Source organism: Christiangramia flava JLT2011 (genome assembly GCF_001951155.1).
Taxonomy (GTDB): Bacteria; Bacteroidota; Bacteroidia; order Flavobacteriales; family Flavobacteriaceae; genus Christiangramia; species Christiangramia flava.
Genome location: NZ_CP016359.1, coordinates 2,353,544 through 2,371,991, shown reverse-complemented (window position 1 = coordinate 2,371,991; position 18,448 = coordinate 2,353,544). Strand labels below are relative to the sequence as shown.

Annotated in this window: 14 protein-coding genes and 1 riboswitch; all 14 genes read right to left on the bottom strand. The window is 42.8% G+C overall.

Translation table 11 applies throughout. The annotated features are described in order from the left end of the window. Positions 1 to 27: 27 nt before the first annotated feature. On the bottom strand, positions 28 to 2,694 hold the full coding sequence (gene metH / locus GRFL_RS10420) for a methionine synthase (RefSeq protein WP_083644566.1): 2,667 nt from the start codon (positions 2,692 to 2,694) through the stop codon (positions 28 to 30). Positions 2,695 to 2,697: 3 nt separating this feature from the next. After that, positions 2,698 to 3,705 (bottom strand): homocysteine S-methyltransferase family protein, encoded by a 1,008-nt coding sequence (locus GRFL_RS10415; protein ID WP_083644565.1) that lies wholly within the window; start codon positions 3,703 to 3,705, stop codon positions 2,698 to 2,700. Positions 3,706 to 3,749: 44 nt separating this feature from the next. Beyond that, positions 3,750 to 3,852, bottom strand: a riboswitch (SAM riboswitch). A 78-nt stretch (positions 3,853 to 3,930) separates the two neighbouring features. Beyond that, positions 3,931 to 4,434 (bottom strand): sulfite exporter TauE/SafE family protein, encoded by a 504-nt coding sequence (locus tag GRFL_RS10410; protein WP_086047678.1) that lies wholly within the window; start codon positions 4,432 to 4,434, stop codon positions 3,931 to 3,933. Between the two features lies 1 nt (position 4,435). Further along, complete coding sequence (locus tag GRFL_RS10405) at positions 4,436 to 4,858, bottom strand: OsmC family protein (protein ID WP_083644563.1); 423 nt, start codon at positions 4,856 to 4,858, stop codon at positions 4,436 to 4,438. Positions 4,859 to 4,926: 68 nt separating this feature from the next. Then, positions 4,927 to 5,421, bottom strand: a complete 495-nt coding sequence (locus GRFL_RS10400; protein WP_083644562.1) for an SRPBCC family protein — start codon at positions 5,419 to 5,421, stop codon at positions 4,927 to 4,929. Positions 5,422 to 5,567: 146 nt separating this feature from the next. Further along, a complete protein-coding gene (locus GRFL_RS10395; protein WP_083644561.1) occupies positions 5,568 to 6,632 on the bottom strand; it encodes an NAD(P)/FAD-dependent oxidoreductase in 1,065 nt (354 codons plus the stop codon). A 1-nt stretch (position 6,633) separates the two neighbouring features. Further along, positions 6,634 to 7,218 carry a precorrin-2 dehydrogenase/sirohydrochlorin ferrochelatase family protein gene (locus GRFL_RS10390; protein WP_083644560.1) on the bottom strand — a complete coding sequence of 195 codons (585 nt, stop codon included), beginning with the start codon at positions 7,216 to 7,218 and terminating at the stop codon, positions 6,634 to 6,636. A 104-nt stretch (positions 7,219 to 7,322) separates the two neighbouring features. Beyond that, entirely contained in the window at positions 7,323 to 8,114 is a 792-nt protein-coding gene (gene cobA, locus GRFL_RS10385) for a uroporphyrinogen-III C-methyltransferase (protein WP_083644559.1), read from the bottom strand. After that, complete coding sequence (locus GRFL_RS10380; RefSeq protein ID WP_083644558.1) at positions 8,107 to 10,200, bottom strand: HEPN domain-containing protein; 2,094 nt, start codon at positions 10,198 to 10,200, stop codon at positions 8,107 to 8,109. Before GRFL_RS10380 ends, cobA begins: the two co-directional genes overlap by 8 nt. 160 nt (positions 10,201 to 10,360) lie before the next feature. Next, positions 10,361 to 10,990, bottom strand: coding sequence for a phosphoadenosine phosphosulfate reductase domain-containing protein (locus GRFL_RS10375; RefSeq protein ID WP_083644557.1), 630 nt, complete (start codon positions 10,988 to 10,990; stop codon positions 10,361 to 10,363). Between the two features lie 114 nt (positions 10,991 to 11,104). After that, positions 11,105 to 11,539 carry an RrF2 family transcriptional regulator gene (locus tag GRFL_RS10370; RefSeq protein ID WP_083644556.1) on the bottom strand — a complete coding sequence of 145 codons (435 nt, stop codon included), beginning with the start codon at positions 11,537 to 11,539 and terminating at the stop codon, positions 11,105 to 11,107. 33 nt (positions 11,540 to 11,572) lie between these two features. Continuing rightward, entirely contained in the window at positions 11,573 to 12,736 is a 1,164-nt protein-coding gene (locus tag GRFL_RS10365; protein ID WP_083644555.1) for a trans-sulfuration enzyme family protein, read from the bottom strand. After that, positions 12,736 to 16,116, bottom strand: coding sequence for a bifunctional aspartate kinase/homoserine dehydrogenase I (gene thrA, locus GRFL_RS10360; RefSeq protein WP_083644554.1), 3,381 nt, complete (start codon positions 16,114 to 16,116; stop codon positions 12,736 to 12,738). The genes GRFL_RS10365 and thrA overlap by 1 nt, the downstream gene beginning before the upstream one ends. 65 nt (positions 16,117 to 16,181) lie before the next feature. Beyond that, on the bottom strand, positions 16,182 to 17,474 hold the full coding sequence (locus GRFL_RS10355) for an O-acetylhomoserine aminocarboxypropyltransferase/cysteine synthase family protein (protein WP_083644553.1): 1,293 nt from the start codon (positions 17,472 to 17,474) through the stop codon (positions 16,182 to 16,184). Between the last annotated feature and the right edge of the window lie 974 nt (positions 17,475 to 18,448).

Below are 18,448 nucleotides of genomic sequence, written 5' to 3'. Positions count from 1 at the left end.
CTGAAATAAATTCAGCTTGACAATGTATCAATCTGCAATATTCGGATTCAGCCATTTTTTGGCTTTCTTCAATTCAATTCCTTTACGCCCGGCATAATCCTTAACCTGGTCCTCTTTGATTTTCCCTAAACCAAAATACCTGGCTTCGGGATTCGCAAAATAATAGCCGCTAACACTTGCCGCAGGCCACATCGCCAGGCTCTCAGTCAGTTTTACACCAATCTTTTCCTCAACTTTGAGCAAATCCCAGATCGTTAGTTTTTCCAGGTGGTCAGGACAGGCTGGATAACCCGGTGCCGGACGAATACCCTTGTACGCTTCCTTGATCAGCTCTTCATTGCTCAATTTCTCTTCTAATGCGTAACCCCAGTAATTGGTTCGCACCTCTTTATGCAAATATTCGGCAAAAGCTTCAGCCAAACGATCGGCCAGTGCTTTGATCATGATGGAGTTGTAATCATCGTGATTTTTCTCAAATTCCGCAGCGATCTCGGCCGTGCCGAAACCGGTAGTGACACAAAAGCTCCCCACGTAATCCTGAATCCCGCTTTCCTTCGGCGCTACAAAATCTGCCAACGCAAAATTTGCCTGATCGCCGTGTTTTTTGAGTTGTTGTCTTAAAGTTCGAAAAATGAATTTCCCATTTTCAGAAGTGACTTCTATATCATCTGTATTGATCGTATTCGCTTCGAAAAGTCCGAAAACCGCTTTTGCTTTCAGTAATTTCTCATCCAGTATTCTTTTCAGCAATTGTTGCGCATCCGCATAGAGCGATTTTGCCTGCTCACCCACTTTTTCGTCTTCCAGGATATTCGGATAACGACCATGCAGATCCCAGCTTCTAAAAAACGGACTCCAATCTATATATTCAACTAATTTATTCAACTCAAAATCTTCGATCACCTGGATGCCTAATTGCTTAGGTTTGGTGATTTCAGAAGATTTCCAATCGATCTTAAATTTATTATCTCGCGCTTCTTGGATCGATAAAAAGGATTTAACCTTCTTACGCTTCGTAAAATTCTCACGGAACTTTTCGTAATCGCTTTTCAGGTTCGAAATATATGCATCTTTAGACGCCGACTTTAGCAGATCCCCAACCACCGTCACAGCACGAGAAGCATCGTTGACATGTACCACGGCATTATGATACTGCGGATCAATTTTTACCGCAGTATGGGCTTTAGAAGTTGTAGCACCACCGATCAATAATGGAACTTTGAAATCCTGTCGCTGCATTTCCTTTGCCAGGAAAACCATCTCGTCCAGAGACGGGGTGATCAATCCGCTTAAACCAATCGCATCAACATTTTCTTTTTTGGCGGTTTCTATGATCTTTTCTGGCGGAACCATCACCCCAAGGTCGATAATCTCGTAATTGTTACAACCTAAAACCACGCTCACGATATTTTTACCAATATCATGCACATCACCTTTCACCGTTGCCATCAAAACTTTTCCAGCCGATTGTCTCTTGCTTGATTTATCAGCTTCAATATATGGTAATAAGTAGGCAACTGCTTTCTTCATCACTCGAGCCGATTTCACTACCTGCGGAAGGAACATTTTTCCACTTCCGAAGAGATCACCAACCACATTCATCCCGATCATCAAAGGACCTTCGATCACTTCCAGAGGTCGCTCCGCTTCCAATCTTGCCTGCTCCACATCTTCGACTATAAAAGCATCGATCCCTTTTACCAGCGCGTGCGTGATACGATCCTGTAATGGCTTTTCCCGCCATTCCAGCACTGCTTTCCCTTCTTTCTTGGTCTCCACGACGTTTTCAGCAAAATCGAGTAACCTTTCCGTAGCATCATCTCGACGATCCAAAATCACATCTTCGACATGCTCTAAAAGATCTTTAGGAATTTCATCGTAAACCTCCAGCATTCCAGGGTTCACGATACCCATATTCATCCCGGCTTTGATCGCATGATAAAGAAAAACCGAATGCATGGCTTCCCGAACAGGATTATTTCCGCGGAAGGAAAAAGAAACATTACTCACCCCACCGCTTACGCTGCAATGAGGCAGGTTCTCTTTCACCCAACGGGTTCCCTCTATAAAATCGATCGCATTTTTTCGATGCTCATCCATCCCCGTTCCAACCGGAAAAATATTCAGGTCGAAAATGATATCTTCAGGAGGAAAACTGACCTTTTCAGTCAGTATTTTATAAGACCGTTCCGCAATCTCGATACGCCTTTGGTAATTATCAGCCTGTCCAACTTCATCAAAAGCCATCACGATCACAGCCGCTCCATAGCGCCTGATCTTTTTAGCATGTTCTATGAATTCTTCCTCGCCTTCCTTTAGACTAATTGAATTCACCACGCATTTTCCCTGAACTACCTGAAGGCCAGCTTCGATAATTTCCCATTTGGAGCTATCGATCATGATCGGAACTCTGGCAATATCAGGTTCGGCAACTACGAGATTCAGGAATTTCACCATCGCTTCCTTCCCATCTATCAGGCCATCATCCATGTTGATATCGATGATCTGCGCGCCGCCTTCAACCTGCTCACGAGCAACATCCAGCGCCTCATCGAATTTTTCTTCTTTGATCAATCGCAAAAACTTACGGGAACCGGCCACATTCGTACGCTCACCAACATTAATAAAATTACTGTCGGGCGTGATGATAAGCGGTTCGAGTCCGGAAAGTTTCAACGGTCGTACTTCTGCCATAAATTAAGCGGTTTGCAGTTTTTTGATTGGTCTTGGTTTGTAGTCTTTGGCGATATTGGCGATCGCAGTGATATGTGCGGGAGTCGTTCCGCAGCAACCACCAATGATATTTACGAGTCCTTTTTCAAGATATTCCCTGATCTGACCTGCCATTTCCGGAGCATCCTGATCATACTCCCCAAAAGCATTCGGCAGCCCGGCATTCGGATAAGCTGATACGCCATAATTGGTATTTCTGGCTACCGCTTCCAGATGCGGTGTGAGTTGCTTTGCTCCCAAAGCGCAATTGAAACCGATGCTCAACAGCGGAATATGTGAAACCGAAATCAGGAAAGCTTCCGCCGTCTGGCCGGAAAGCGTTCTTCCGGAGGCATCGGTAATCGTACCGCTCACCATCACCGGAATATCCTTATTGATCTCTGCTTTTAATTCATCAATGGCAAATAGCGCTGCCTTGGCATTTAGCGTATCAAAAACGGTTTCCACCAGCAACACATCCACCCCACCATCGATCAAAGCTTTTGCCTGTTGTTTGTAAGCATCGTATAACTCCTGAAAACTGATCGCGCGGTAGCCAGGATCATTTACATCTGGACTCATACTGGCCGTCTTATTGGTCGGCCCCATCGCTCCGGCCACAAAACGCGGTTTTTCAGGGTTTTCAGCGGTCACTTCTTCAGCAACTTGTTTGGCGATTCTAGCCGACTCATAATTGAGCTCATAAACCAGTTCTTCCATCTGGTAATCGGCCATAGCAATGGTCGTTCCGGAGAAGGTATTCGTTTCTACGATATCAGCCCCAGCTTCAAAATATTTCCGGTGTACATCTGCAATGGCTTTAGGCTGAGTAAGGGATAACAGGTCGTTATTACCCTTAACCGAAACCGGCCAGTCGGCGAAACGTTTTCCACGGAAATCTTCTTCAGAGAACTGATAATCCTGAAGCATCGTACCCATGGCACCGTCTAGTATTAATATTTTTTGAGAGAGTATCTCTTCTATTTTTGACATTTTCAGTAAATAATTTGTATCAAAAAAGAAGAAGGAAAGTATTCTTGTTATCTATCTGCGATGCAGTAGAATTTAGCACCTTCTCCCATTACAGGAGGGTTGCCAAGGTTTCACAGGGTCTAATCCCTCAACCTTTCTTGATAACCAATAGTAAAAAATGAACTTTGGCAAATATAGGGCTAAGCCCTGAAAATACAAGTGATTAAAGCAGAATAATCTGAAGGTTTAAAATGAATAGTTGCTCTTTTGCTCGATTTGATAATTCAACTGATCTTTCATCGTTCCCAATAAACTCTTCAATTCTTCCTTCTTCTGCCTGTTCTGAAGTGTGATTTCATAATCAAATTTTTCGCCGGTATCGGTTTCAAAGTACAACCGATTTTTACCTCCGTGTAAGGAATGACTCCACCAACTGCCATAGCCGTTATAATCCAATGCAATTTCCCGAATCCGGTCTAAAGGAAAAACCCTTACCGAATCAGTTTCAATTTTCAATTCTTCGGAAGACAAACTCAATTCTCCCAATTTCTTCGGCTTAATAAAAGAAAAACTTAATCCGAAAACCATCCCAACAAAATATAAAACCCCACCAAGAATTTTCAAGCTCTTGTTTTCAATATCGAGAATATAAAGCATTAAGGCTCCTGAAATAATAAAAACTACTCCAATAGCTCTGATCCACCATGACGGATTCCAGGTCTTGACAATATTTGTTTCGAATCGATTCAAATTACTCCACAATCTCCCCGTTCAGGCTAACAGAATAGTTGATTTCTGCTGCTTTCTCCAGCATCTTTGAAACCGAACAGTATTTTTCCATGGAAAGATCAACCGCTCTTTTCACTTTTGCTGAAGGAACATCGCCTTTCAGAATAAAATCCAGCTGAATTTTCTTGAACACATTTGGCACTGCACCATCTTCCCTGAAACCTTCCACTTCCACGCGAAGGTCTTCCAGTTCATGCTGCATTTTGCGTAAAATCATTACCACGTCGATACTGCTGCAACCTGCGATTCCGCGTAACAAAAGGTCCATTGGGCTGGCACCTTTGGGCTCGCCTTCAGATTTATTGTCCAGCAGTACAATATTTCCACGCTCGTTGGTGGTTTCAAATAAATAATTATCGTTGATTCTTTTCAGACTGATCTTCATGCCAATAATTTTTGGGCAAAGGTAACATTCCTGAAGCCAATTTCAGCATTTCGCAAATGGATCTGGGTTTAATTCGGTTCCAGGTAATCATCCAGCTGCAGCAATCCGGCAGCAAAGCCTTCCTGAAACCCCATATTCAGCATTTGTTCCATGATCTCTTCAGAATCGTAAACCGTTTCAATTTTAACTAGGGTATGAGCTCCTTCCGGCTCAAACTCAACTATCCATTTCGATTTCCCAAAATCCTCATTGATTTTGCCATTTTCATCACAGAAATAATCATCACTCACGAAGCGCTGTTCCGGTATGACCTCCTGGAATTCAGCTTTAGAAAAATGCTCTTCACCTTCCGGCCCCTGCATGGCGTATAACCAGCTTCCGCCCTTGCGAAATTGCATCTCTTTGGTCTTTGCATTCCAGGGTTTTGGGCCCCACCATTTATCCAGAGTTTCTGCTCGCGTCCACGCAGACCAGACAATATCCAGCGGAGCAGCAAATTCTTTTTCCACTAAGATCTTATGATTCTCTTTATCAATCCTGAACTCTAATTTCAACTCTTTCATCTTCCAATTCATTTAATTAAACATGTCTGATTTTCGCATTAACAAGTCTAATTTAGTTTATAAAAGCTTTGAGATGAGAAACAGGTAGTTAAAAAAAACCCGCGAAAAAGTTCCGCAGGTTTTATAAAAACAAGTCTTGCGACTAATCAAACTCCAATACTCTGCACCACTTCTTTTTTGGCTTCCTTTTTACTTCCATCAAATCCTTCCACACCGCCAACAGTGGTATATTTAAGAATGTACTTTTTATCAGGGTGAATTCTCTGGTAGGCACTCTGGCACATGATCGCCGCCTCGTGGAATCCGGAAAGGATCAGTTTCAGTTTTCCTTTATAAGTATTCACATCGCCGATTGCATACACTCCCGGAATGTTTGTTTGATAATCATAGGAATTATCGACCTTGATCGCATTCTTTTCAATCTCCAATCCCCAGTCACCAATTGGTCCGAGCTTCGGAGACAATCCGAATAACGGAATAAAATGATCGACATCTTTAAATTCTTCTCCTCGAGCTTCATCTTTATGACGAATAACCACCTGCTGAAGGTTCTCTTCTCCACGAAGACCAACCACTTCTGCATTGGTGATCATTTCGATCTTACCAAGTTTTGCCAGTTCTGCCACTCTTTCTACGGAATCTAACGCTCCACGGAATTCGCTTCTTCGGTGAACCAAAGCCACCTCATCGGCAACATCTGCCAGGTAGATCGCCCAGTCTAAAGCCGAATCTCCCCCTCCGGCGATCACGACCCTTTTTCCTCGATACTGTTCCGGATCTTTAATAAAATATTCTACGCCGTGATCTTCAAAGTCTGCAATATTCTTAATTGGCGGTTTACGAGGCTCAAAGGAACCAAGTCCACCGGCGATCGCCACCACAGGTGCATGATGTTGGGTGCCTTTATTTGTGGTCACGATAAAAGTCCCGTCATCTAACTTTTCCAGCGTTTCTGCTCTCTCCCCCAGGGTAAAGCCAGGTTCAAAAGGCTTGATCTGCTCCATCAGGTTCGTTACCAGGTCTCCGGCTAACACCTCCGGAAAACCGGGAATATCATAGATCGGTTTTTTAGGATATATTTCTGAACACTGCCCTCCAGGCTGTGGAAGCGCATCGATCAAATGCGTTTTCAGTTTTAAAAGTCCGGCCTCAAATACGGTAAAAAGTCCGGTTGGTCCTGCTCCAATAATCAGGATATCTGTCTTAATCATTTTATTCTTTTTTTGAGATTAAAGATTCTGTAATCGTATTCATCTGGATCACCTTGGCTTCGAAATCGCCTTTCAGGGTTTTCCGGTATTCATTTAAATTCTGAACCATTTCATTCACATTTTCCGGGATCACCTCCTCAAAAAACTGCCGCAAACGCTTGGCTGTAGTTGGTGATTTCCCATTCGTGGAAATGGCTATTTTCACATGACCCTTATTCACAATTCCGCCCATATAGAAATCGCATAGTTCCGGTGTATCGGCGATATTGGCCAACAGGTACCGCTTTTTAGCATGACGATAAACCCGCTTATTCAGCCTGGCGTCATTAGTAGCCGCTACAACGAAATGCTTCTTCTTCAGGAATTTCCTGCGATAACTGCTTTTTGTCAGTTTTAAATTATGTTTTTTCGCTAATTCGATCACTTCCGGTGCAAACCATTTTGCGACAACCTCCACATTCGCATTCGGACTCGATTTCAGCAGAAAGTGAAGTTTTTCATGCCCCACATTTCCGCCGCCTACGATCAACACGTTCAGTTTGCTAACCTTTAGAAAAACCGGGTATAGTTCGTTTCTTTCTTCCATTTTTCAATTCTTTTATCCGTCAGGTTCAGCTTGTTTAATTTCGTTGAATCTTCGATTTCAGCTTCTCACAGATTTTGAAACCAGTTTAGGATAACGTTCCTGGCTTAAGCCGCTCCGGCATTTATTAATTTTGATTGCTGCGGAATATTTTGCACATTCTGAAAAACTTCCTGCAAAGCGTTCGCTTCTTTCACCACTTCGCCGATCACGATAATTGCGGGGGAAGTGAGTTTTTTATCTGAAACGACATCCACAATCGTATCTATGGTTCCGAAACCCGATCGCTCATTGACCGTTGTTCCATTCTGAATAATCCCAACAGGAATATCCTTTTTTCCGAAGCTTTTAAAAACCTCTACGATTTCCTCCAGTTTTCCCATTCCCATTAAGATGGCAACGGTAGCGGTTGATTGTGCTGCCAGCTTTACATCTTCGGAAAGTTTCTTGCTGGATGTTGTTCCCGTGATTACCCAAAAACTTTCAGAAGTTCCTCTTTGCGTTAGCGGAATCCCGACATTTGCCGGCACCGCTATGGAAGAAGTAATTCCTGAAACTACCTCAGTTTCCAGTCGATGTTTTCTTGCATAATTGATCTCTTCAGAACCTCTTCCGAAGATAAACGGGTCGCCACCTTTCAAACGCACCACATGGCCGCGCTCCAAAGCATATTTCACGATCAGTTCATTGATCTCATCCTGAGAATAGCGATGCCGGTCCTTTCTTTTTCCAACGAAAATATGTTCGGCCTGAGGTGCATATTCCAGTAATTCACGGTTGATCAGCGCGTCGTACAATACGACATTAGCCGACTCCAGTGCGCGAACCGCTTTAATGGTGATCAACTCCGGGTCTCCCGGTCCTGCACCGACAACGCTTAATTTTGGCTGATTATACATTTTGCACCTCCCTTGTTCTATAAGCATCGGCTCTTTTTAGAAAAAGGGATGCATCCTCGATATACTTTTCAGCAAAAGCTTTTGTCGGCTCATTTTCTTTCATCTGATATACAAAATCCTTGAACGAAGTAGAAAGTTCGATTTTCCCGGTTTCGACATAAGATTCATCAAACTGGGAAATAATTCCCGCATGGGTATTTGTTTTGATATCTTCCGCGGTCAGCAATGCCTTAGCTGAATTGACGATTGATGAATATGCATGATAGATACTATCGGAATAAGCTCCACGCTCCAATGCGCTTTTTGCGTTATCGATCTTTTCTTCACTTTCAAACAGCAAAGTAGCGACCAGGTCGATCACCACACCGGCACATTCTCCCACTCCAACGGCTTTTATATAAGGTTTTTCGTGACCCCAATCGATAAAGTCATTTTCCGTTAGATTGGAGGTATCGGCCAGATCTTTTAAGAGATCGTAAAAATATGTTTTACCCTGGCGATCGTAATAATTCACATACTTCTCGTCGTTTTCAGCATTCGCTTCAAAATCTTTCAGCAGAATTCGCAGCGCTTCCGGTCCACGTTTGCTAGGAACTTTCACGACTTTATCGGCAAATCTTCCTTCACCGTTTCCAAGTACCCCGCCGCCAAGCAACACCTGAAGTGCTGGAGCAACAGCTTTTCCAGATTTGATAGACATTCCCTGGAAGCCAATTTCAGCCATATTATGCTGTCCGCAGGCATTCATACACCCGCTGATCTTGATGGTGATATCGCGACCATTCACAAAATTTGGAAATTCTTCCTTCAGTACATCTTCCAGTACATCTGCAATTCCGGTACTGCTGGCGATTCCAAGATTACAAGTATCGGTTCCCGGGCAGGCGGTAATATCAACGGTTTTATTATAACCGGCTTCCGCATAACCCAGTTCCTTTAATTCCGAATAAAAAAAAGGCAGAAATTCTTCGCGTACATGACGGATCAAAATATCCTGTCTCAAGGTCAATCGCAGTTCATTACCCGCATATTTTTTAATCAGATCAGCCAGTTTTCGAGCTCCACCGGTATAAAAATCGCCTAGCGGAACGCGAATCCCGATGGAGAATAAACCTTCCTGTTTTTGCGGAGCGACGTTCGTATTTTTCCAGGTTTCAAATGCTTTCTGATCTTCAATATTTACCGAAGGAGCTTCCACATTTTGCAAAGGCGGAGCAGCTTCAAATTTTTCGATTTCGAATTCAGGTTGTTTCCCGGAGAGAGATGTTTTTTGTTCCTCGACCAATTCCAGGAAAGCTTCTCTGCCGATATCCTTTATAAGGAATTTCATTCTTGCTTTCAATCTTTTGGCTCTTTCGCCATAGCGATCAAAAACTCTCAGCACTCCTTCTGTAAGCGGAATAATTTCTTCTGTCGGAATAAAATCGGAAAGTACATCAGCATGACGAGGCTGGGAACCAAGTCCGCCGCCTAACATCACTTTGAAGCCGCGTTTTCCATCCTGAATCTTCGGAATAAAACCAAGGTCATGGATATAACTCAGGGCCGTATCATCATCAGAAGACGAGAATGCGATCTTGAATTTCCGTCCCATTTCCTGGCAGATCGGATTCCGCAGAAAGAATTTAAAAGTTGCTTCCGCATAAGGGGATACATCAAAAGGTTCTTTCGGATCGATCCCGGCATCTGGGGAAGCAGTGATATTTCTAACCGTATTCCCGCAGGCTTCACGAAGCGTTACATCATCTTTTTCCAATTGCGCCCACAACTCCGGAGTGCGGTCCAGGCTCACAAAATGGATCTGGATATCTTGGCGCGTGGTAATATGCAGCCTCCCGGTGGAATATTCATCGGAAACATCTGCAATGCGATGCAGTTGTTCTGAGGTGACCTTTCCAAAAGGCAGTTTTATACGAACCATCTGTACACCCGATTGCCGCTGCCCATAAACGCCACGCGCCAGACGCAGGCTTCGAAATTTCTCCTCATCAGCCTTTCCTTCACGGAATTGCCTGATCTTCTTCTCCAAATCCAGAATATCCTGTTCTACAACGGGATTTTCGATTTCGGTTCTAAAACTTTGCATAATTAATTCAGTTTAAAATGAAAAAAGTCCTTTTGGTGTACTTACCTAAAGGACTTTTTATAATTCAGTTTATAAAATAGACTTCTAGGTGTGAGGCATAAAGCGCATACACATACACATCGTCGAAAAATTGAAATGTTTAGAAGTCATTTTCATCTTATTAAGCATGTAATCCGCACTCACGGTTCGATAAAACCTTTGTAGGATCAAAATATTTAAATTCGTTCGGCAGGTGATTGTCTCGCAGATAACCATCCAGTTTTTCATCGCTCCAGTGATAAAACGGACTCACTTTTAAGATCCCATCTTTACTATAGCTCAGGATATCGATACTATCACGGAAGGCGGTCTGCCCTTTTCTCAGATTTGTAAACCAGACATCTGGTTTTTGCTCGGCCATCGCTCTCTGAAAAGGTTCCAATTTTACCTGGCGGGTAAACTCATCATGAAACGGACTGTCTATTCCCGGTATTCCTCCATTAACTGCATCGCGATATGCCGCGGTATGGATTGGCGTATATAATTTCACGTTCAGATCCAGTAACTGGATCACCTCATCTGCATGGCGATAAGTCTGCGGCGTATTATATCCCGTATCACACCAAACTACTGTGGTTTCAGGTCTTTCTTCAGTAACCAAATGCAGGATCGCCGCTTCATAAGGTCTAAAATTAGTGGTGATAACCGGATTCTCACTGCTTGCCAGAACCCAGCGCAACACTTCTGATGGATCGATCCCACGCAACTGGTGGTTCAATGTCTTTAATTCTTCTTCTGAATACTTCTTCATAATCTTCCGTTTTAAGAAGCTAAATTTTAAAAACCTATAATCCTATCGACTTACTAGGTTTTAAGCAAAACTAAACTTCAAATACTTAACTACCAATTAATTTCTAACTAAATTTTATTTTTTAACACCAGCTTCCTGAAAATGAGAAATATCAGCCAGTGTATTTTCCCCAAGCACCTTTAAAGAGGCATCCCGAACCTGGATCATCAGCTTATGCACCGAACAGAACTTCTCATCCGGGCAATCGTCACAGGTTTCATAATAATTAAGGCTTACGCAGGGAACCATCGCAATGGGTCCCTCCAAAACCCTGATCACCGCAGTCATTTTAATGTCTTTTGCCTCCTTGATCAGGTAATAGCCTCCGCCTTTTCCTTTTTTAGACCCCAGAAAACCAGATTTCCGAAGCTCTAAAAGGATACTCTCCAGAAATTTCTGAGAAATATTCTCACTTTCCGATATTTCTGAAGCCTGCACCGGGCTCTTGCCTTCTTTTCTCGCGATATAGCTAAGAGCCTTAATTCCGTACTTGGTCTTTTTTGAAAGCATAAGGCGAATATAAAAATTATCCGCCTGCCTTCTTTAATTGTTCAACGCGTTTTTTAGATCTGCAATAATATCGTCCACATGCTCCAGTCCTACAGAGACCCGAATAAGCCCTTCTGAAATCCCGGCTTCCAGCGCTTCCTCCCGGCTCAGTTTGCTATGCGTTGTCGAAGCAGGGTGAGTCACGATGGAGCGCGTGTCTCCAAGATTTGCCGATCTTGAACAGAATTTCAGGTGATCGATAAACTTTCTTCCGGCCTCCACACCACCTTTAATTTCAAAAGCCACGATATTTCCGCCCAGTCGCATTTGCTTCTTCGCAATCTCATACTGCGGATGCGATTTCAGAAAAGGATATTTCACCCATTCCACATTCGCTTCCGCTTCCAGGAATTCTGCCACTTTTAGTGCATTTTCACAGTGCTTTTCCGCCCTTACCGGGAGAGTTTCCAGACTTTTCGAAAGCACCCAGGCATTAAAAGGCGAAAGCGCGGGACCGGTATTCCTGCTGAAAAGATAGATCTCCCTGATCAATTCCGCGTTACCTACCGTGATACCGCCAAGCACTCTTCCCTGCCCGTCTATCATTTTGGTAGCCGAATGGATCACAAGATCTGCTCCAAATTTGATAGGATTCTGTAGGTATGGCGTTGCAAAACAGTTATCGATGATCAGCAATAAATTGTGTTTTTTGGCAATTTCACCAAGGTATTCCAAATCCAGAATATCCACTCCGGGATTCGTGGGAGTTTCAGCAAACAGAATCCTGGTTTCCGGCTTGATCAGGCTTTCAATTGTTTCCGGTTCCTGTACGTTGAAATAACTGTGGCTGATGTTCCACTTCGGAAAATACTTTGTAAACAAGCCATGCGTTGAGCCAAAAACTGATCTTGCAGAAACGATATGATCACCGCTGCTCAGCAGGGCCGCTAAAGTTGAAAAGACCGCCGCCATTCCGGTGGCAAACGCATAACCGGCTTCCGCACCTTCCATTTTGGCAATTTTCTCAACAAATTCAGAAGTATTGGGATTAGTAAACCGGCTATAGATATTGCGCTCTTTTTCTTCCGCAAAACTGGCGCGCATATCTTCAGCATCTTCAAAAACATAACTTGAAGTAAGATAAAGTGGCGTAGAATGCTCTAGAAATTGGGTTCTTTCCGTTTGTGTTCGTACGGCAATTGTTTCAAAGTTTTCCATTAAGCTATTTTTTCTGATAATTTTAAAATGTCTCCAAATACACCTCTAGCGGTAACCGCTGCTCCTGCACCGGCACCCTGGATGACAATTGGTCGATCGCCGTAAGACTCGGTATAAATCTCGAAAATCGAATCGGCTCCTTTTACCTGTCCCAGACTGCTGTCATCGGGTACAGAAACCAAACTGACCTCCAGTTCTCCCTTATCCTGTTGCAAGTCTCCGGAAAGATCGCCAATAAAACGCAAAACATGATTCGGTTTTTGTTCTTCTTTTATTTTCTGATAGGTTTCATCTAATTTATCCAGGTTGGAAATGAACGTCTGCGCATCCCCGCCTCTGAATTCTTCCGGCACTAGGTTTTTGATTTTTACATCTTCAAATTCATTCTGAAGATCCAGTTCACGAGCCAGGATGAGCAATTTCCTTCCCACATCATTTCCATTCAGATCCTCCCGCGGATCTGGTTCTGTAAAGCCTTTTCCGATCGCATCTTTTACAACGCTGCTAAACGAGCGGTCTTCCGAAGAAAAAGTATTAAAAAGGTAACTCAAAGTCCCTGAAAAGACACCGCGAATCCTGGTAATATTTTCTCCGGAAAGGTGCAGGATTCTAATGGTATCGATTAGCGGAAGTCCTGCGCCTACATTGGTTTCGTACAAATACCGCTTCTGATTCTTTTCCAGGTTTTCTCTTAATTCATTATAAAACTGAATGTCCAGCGTATTCGCGATCTTGTTGGAAGAGATCAGGTCAAACCCATTTTTCACCAATTTAGGGTATTGCTGAACAAAATCCCTGCTCGCCGTATTATCCACCGCGATCAGGTTTTCCAGGTGATGCAATTTCGCAAAATCAAGAATTTCTGAAACCGAAGAGGTTCTTTCCGAATTTTGCAATTCCTCCTTCCAATCGGCTGAAATTCCACGATCGTTCAGTAACAGTTTCCTGGAATTTGCCACCGCGAAAACATTCAGTTTGATTTTCTTTCGTTCTTCGATGGATGCAGCCGATTGCAGGATCTGATCGATCAAAGTTCCGCCAACATTTCCATGGCCAAAAATGGCAATATTGATCTTTTTATAAACTTCGAAAATCTCCCCATGAATCACATTCAAAGCTTTATGCAATTGCGTTTTTTTCACCACCAGACTCACGTTTTTCCCGGTGAGGGTATTATTAAAAAGCAGCGGCACGATCTGGTTCCTGATCAATGCATTATAAGGCTTGTGAAAAGTACTTAGATCCTGGCCCACGATCGAAATTACCGAGACGTCATCTACCACAGAGATCTTGTTCACATCTTTGGAATAGAAATCACTTTCAAATTCCCGTTGCAGAGCGCTTACCGCACGATTGGCATTTTCTGCGTCGACCACCAGTCCAATCCCTCTTTCCGAAGAACCCTGGGAAATAATGCTCACACTAATCCCGCTGTCTCCAAGTGCACGGAAAATTCGAGCATCAACACCCGATTTCCCCAAAAGTCCGCGTCCTTCCAAATTTAAAAGAGAAGTATGCTCCAAAACCGAAAGCGATTTAATGCCCTCTTTCGTAGGTTTCGCGGTGATCAAAGTCCCCTGGTTGTCGTTATTGAACGTATTCAGAATACGTAACGGGATATTTTTTTCAATTAGTGGAATGATGGTTTTCGCATGCAAAATGGTCGCACCAAAATTCGCCAGCTCATTCGCTTCGTTATATGAAAGTTCTTCAATTCGCTGTGCACTGCGAACCAGATCTGGATTCGCAGTAAAAATCCCGTCAACATGTGTATAATTCTGAAGCTCTTCCGCATCCAGATAGTTCGCAATAAGTGCTGCGGAATAATTACTTCCGTTTCGACCAAGCGTGGTGGTTTCGCCATTTTCTGTAGAACCGATGTAACCGGTCACAATATTGACCGTTTGCCCGTTGTGTTGCTCGAAATGTTTCAGGAAAAATTCTTTTGAAATCGCCTCCAGCGGCTGCGCATTTCCAAATTTGTCATCGGTTTTTAAAAGCTGACGGGAATCGGTAAAATGAGCTTTATGGCCGCGCTCCTGTAAAATTGCCGTTATCAGTTTCGCAGAAAGGATCTCTCCTTGAGCCAACAACTGGTCTTTCACCTTCACGCTGTAATCACCAAGCAACCGCACGCCTTCCAGCACATTTTCTATATTTCTGAATTCTTCGGAAAAATCAACCTCAGCAAAATCACTGTGCTGATATTTCCTGAATTTCTCAAATTCAGAAGAATAATCCTGATTGGCAGCTGCCAGCTCCAGAAGTTCTTCCAGCTGATCGGTTGTTTTTCCTCTTGCTGAAACGACCACCCCAATTCGTTCCTGATCTTTGATCTTTTTCTCGATGATCTCCAGAACAGTATGAATCCCGGTTCCATTGGAAAGAGATTTTCCGCCAAATTTGACGATTTTTAGCTTATTTCCCCGCTGGAAAATTCCGGAGATGATCTGTTCTACCTGCTTGGCTTCGATCAAAAAAGCGTCATGACCGTGAACCGAATGAATTTCGCTGTAAGTCACCTTATTGCTACTTTGGGCAAGCTGTCTATGGGTTTCTCTATTTTCTTCCGCAGTAAAAAACAGATCGGAATCGACCCCAATAATGCAGATATTAGCCTGAATTTGCTCCAGTATCTTATCTAATTCAGGTCTTCCACGAGAAACATCGATCGTTCTTAATAATTGGTTCATCAACTTATAGGCTGGAAGTTGAAAACGTTCCTGCAATTTGTTACCATGGTGCAACAACCAGCTTTCCACATTGAAAACCTGCAATTCCTCGTTGGTACTTCTTTTGAAACGTGATTTAAAAGATTCCGGTGTACGATAACAAAGCATCGCGTGCATTCTTGCATCATGAACTGGATTCTTGGAGTTATTCAGAAATAATTCCTGCACCTGGCAATTCGCAATCAGCCAGTCGGTCGATTTCCAGTCGGTTGCGATTGGTATCAGGTTTTGCGTTATAAGCGGATTGATCGCGGCCATTTCCCAGGCGATCCCGCCACCCAAAGAACCTCCGATCAGTGCAAAAAGCTGGTCAATCTTCAACTGCTGAAGACCCAACAGAAAAATTTCTGCAATATCGCGAGCGACAAAATCTTTATAATTTTCGATGATAAAACCATCATATCCATTACCCGGAATATTAAAAGCGAGGATCGTATATTTATTGGTGTCGATACATTTTTCTTCCCCGACGATCTCTTTCCACCAACCATCTTCGCCCGCAACATTGGAATTGCCGGTAAGTGCGTGGTTGATCATGACCACAGGCGCCGAATTTAGCGGCTGACCAAAGACTTCATATGACAGTTTTAGATCCTGAATCGTTCCGCCGGAATTTTTAAAATCCTGAATATGTAATTCGTGTAGCATTTTCTTTTTTTAAGAATCCGGGAAAGCCTGAACTCTCCCGGATCATCTAATCAAAACTCAAATAATTAAACTAAATCTCTCTTTTTCAACTTTGTAAATACACCTTTCAGATCTGATTTCAGGTCTTCGATATCTTCCAGACCGACAGATAATCTGATCAAATCCTGGGTTACACCGGTTGTAGCCTGTTCTTCTTCGGTTAATTGCTGATGGGTGGTACTTGCCGGGTGAATGATCAAAGATTTGGTATCTCCAATATTTGCCAGCAAGGAGAAAATTTGGGTTTCATCGGCAATTTTCTTGGCATCTTCATAACCACCTTCCACACCAAAGGTTACCAGCCCACTTTGACCTTCCGGTAAATACTGTTTCGCCAGATCGTAATATTTATTGTCTTCCAGACCCGGATAGTTCACCCATTTCACTTCCGGCTGCTCTTTCAGCCATTTTGCCAGTTCGAGTGCATTTTTGCTATGTTCTTTAATTCGAACTTTTAAAGTTTCCAAGCCCTGAATGATCTGGAAAGCGTTATAAGGACTCAAAGCTGCACCATGATCACGCAAACCTTCGATTCTTACTTTAGCAATAAAAGCTGATTCCTGCAGCACATCGTGGTAAACGAGTCCGTGGTAGCCTGGAGAAGGCTCGGTAAATTCAGGAAATTTCCCGCTGGACCAGTCGAATTTACCAGCATCGATGATCACACCTCCAAGAGTGGTTCCATTTCCATTAATATATTTTGTAAGTGAATGAATCACGATATCAGCCCCATGCTCAATCGGATTTAATAGATATGGAGTGGCTACCGTATTATCAACAATAAAAGGTACTTTGTAAGCCTTTGCTTCTTTTGAAATCGCTTTCAGATCCAGCACATCCAGTTTCGGGTTTCCTAAAGATTCCGCAAAGAAAACACGCGTGTTTTCCTTTGCCGCTTTAGTGAAATTCTGAGGATTTTGAGGATCTACAAATGTTGTAGTGATCCCGAATCTCGGTAAGGTGTTTTTCAAAAGATTGTAGGTCCCGCCATAAAGACTGCTGGAAGCCACGATATGATCACCGGCTCTTAGCAAAGTCAGCAAAGCAGTATTGATGGCTGCGGTTCCCGAAGCGGTTACCACCGCTCCAATTCCTCCTTCGATGGCAGCAAGGCGCTGTTCCAGGATATCATTGGTAGGATTATTTAGGCGTGTATAAATAAAGCCTGGTTTTGCCAGCGAAAAAAGATCGGCAGCATGATCGCTGTCATTAAACACGTATGAACTTGTTTGATAAATCGGCACGGCGCGGGTTCCGCCATTTAATTTAGTATTGTGTCCCGCGTGTAATGCCTGTGTTGAAAATTTTTGAGTACTCATGATGTTGTTTTTTAAAGTTTAATTCAGTGATAAAAAAAAGTCTCCCTTGTTTTGCTATTACCAGGGAGACTTGTGAATTGAACTTTACAACTAAATTATCTCAAGTTTTGGTAATAGCGACTCATGCTGCGCATACGCATCATCATGCTACACATTATCATTTCTACCATTACCAAATTTTTCATTTTCTATTATTTTAAAATTTTCATTATGCTCACCTTATATATCTTTTTTCAGGCTCAGCATGCTTTTTATCCTTTACGTCATCCTGAACCCGCTTCAGGATCTTTTAAGAAGCTGAAACAAGTTCGGCTTGACGAAGCTTAATAAGAACAAAAAAAGCCGCTGCGGTTGGCAGCGGCTTTTTGCAAAATATATCTTTTCAGAATTATGCAATAAGATGCGCTGCGGAAGTATTCCACATCATTCGCATCATCATATTACAAATTGTTCTGATCATTGTCTTCATTGATTCGGTACAAAGATAACGACGGACTTTTTTAATTTCCAAGCAATTGCAAAAGATTTATTGAAATTTCATTTTATCTGCCTGATTTTTGAGAATACAGAATTAAGAATTGAATTTTTCTATTGTATTTGAGAAAGACCCTGATCAAGTTCAGGGTGACGGATTTTATAACAGACAAGAAAAAAATTTGCGTTAGGGATTGAGCGGGTTGTCTGAGCTCTTTGGAGTGCAGCGGAAAAAGCGAGCCGCGAAAGCCCGGCGCGAGGCTTGAAAAGCCGAAGCGCAACGCCCAAAATCTCAAAATTTGAATAATTATTGTTGAACGGATAACAGCGAATTTTACAAGAAGAATAAAATGACGTTAAACTAATTTGCTATCGCGCTTATTTTTTTACATTTGTAACCAATTATTGAAAGGGACAGATTTGACTGATTGCAACCCTAAATACACCGAGGTGTATTCAAAATGCTAAAGCAGTAGTATTGAACTTCTCATTAGCCGCAC

Excerpts from the sequence above, each read along its gene's own strand:
- GRFL_RS10415 (WP_083644565.1), bottom strand. The coding sequence starts at position 3,705 with ATGTCAAAAATAGAAGAGATACTCTCTCAAAAAATATTAATACTAGAC.
- GRFL_RS10400 (WP_083644562.1), bottom strand. The coding sequence starts at position 5,421 with ATGAAAGAGTTGAAATTAGAGTTCAGGATTGATAAAGAGAATCATAAG.
- GRFL_RS10355 (WP_083644553.1), bottom strand. The coding sequence starts at position 17,474 with ATGAGTACTCAAAAATTTTCAACACAGGCATTACACGCGGGACACAAT.
- GRFL_RS10375 (WP_083644557.1), bottom strand. The coding sequence starts at position 10,990 with ATGAAGAAGTATTCAGAAGAAGAATTAAAGACATTGAACCACCAGTTG.
- thrA (WP_083644554.1), bottom strand. The coding sequence starts at position 16,116 with ATGCTACACGAATTACATATTCAGGATTTTAAAAATTCCGGCGGAACG.
- GRFL_RS10380 (WP_083644558.1), bottom strand. The coding sequence starts at position 10,200 with ATGCAAAGTTTTAGAACCGAAATCGAAAATCCCGTTGTAGAACAGGAT.
- GRFL_RS10390 (WP_083644560.1), bottom strand. The coding sequence starts at position 7,218 with ATGGAAGAAAGAAACGAACTATACCCGGTTTTTCTAAAGGTTAGCAAA.
- cobA (WP_083644559.1), bottom strand. The coding sequence starts at position 8,114 with ATGTATAATCAGCCAAAATTAAGCGTTGTCGGTGCAGGACCGGGAGAC.
- GRFL_RS10370 (WP_083644556.1), bottom strand. The coding sequence starts at position 11,539 with ATGCTTTCAAAAAAGACCAAGTACGGAATTAAGGCTCTTAGCTATATC.
- GRFL_RS10405 (WP_083644563.1), bottom strand. The coding sequence starts at position 4,858 with ATGAAGATCAGTCTGAAAAGAATCAACGATAATTATTTATTTGAAACC.
- GRFL_RS10395 (WP_083644561.1), bottom strand. The coding sequence starts at position 6,632 with ATGATTAAGACAGATATCCTGATTATTGGAGCAGGACCAACCGGACTT.
- metH (WP_083644566.1), bottom strand. The coding sequence starts at position 2,694 with ATGGCAGAAGTACGACCGTTGAAACTTTCCGGACTCGAACCGCTTATC.
- GRFL_RS10365 (WP_083644555.1), bottom strand. The coding sequence starts at position 12,736 with ATGGAAAACTTTGAAACAATTGCCGTACGAACACAAACGGAAAGAACC.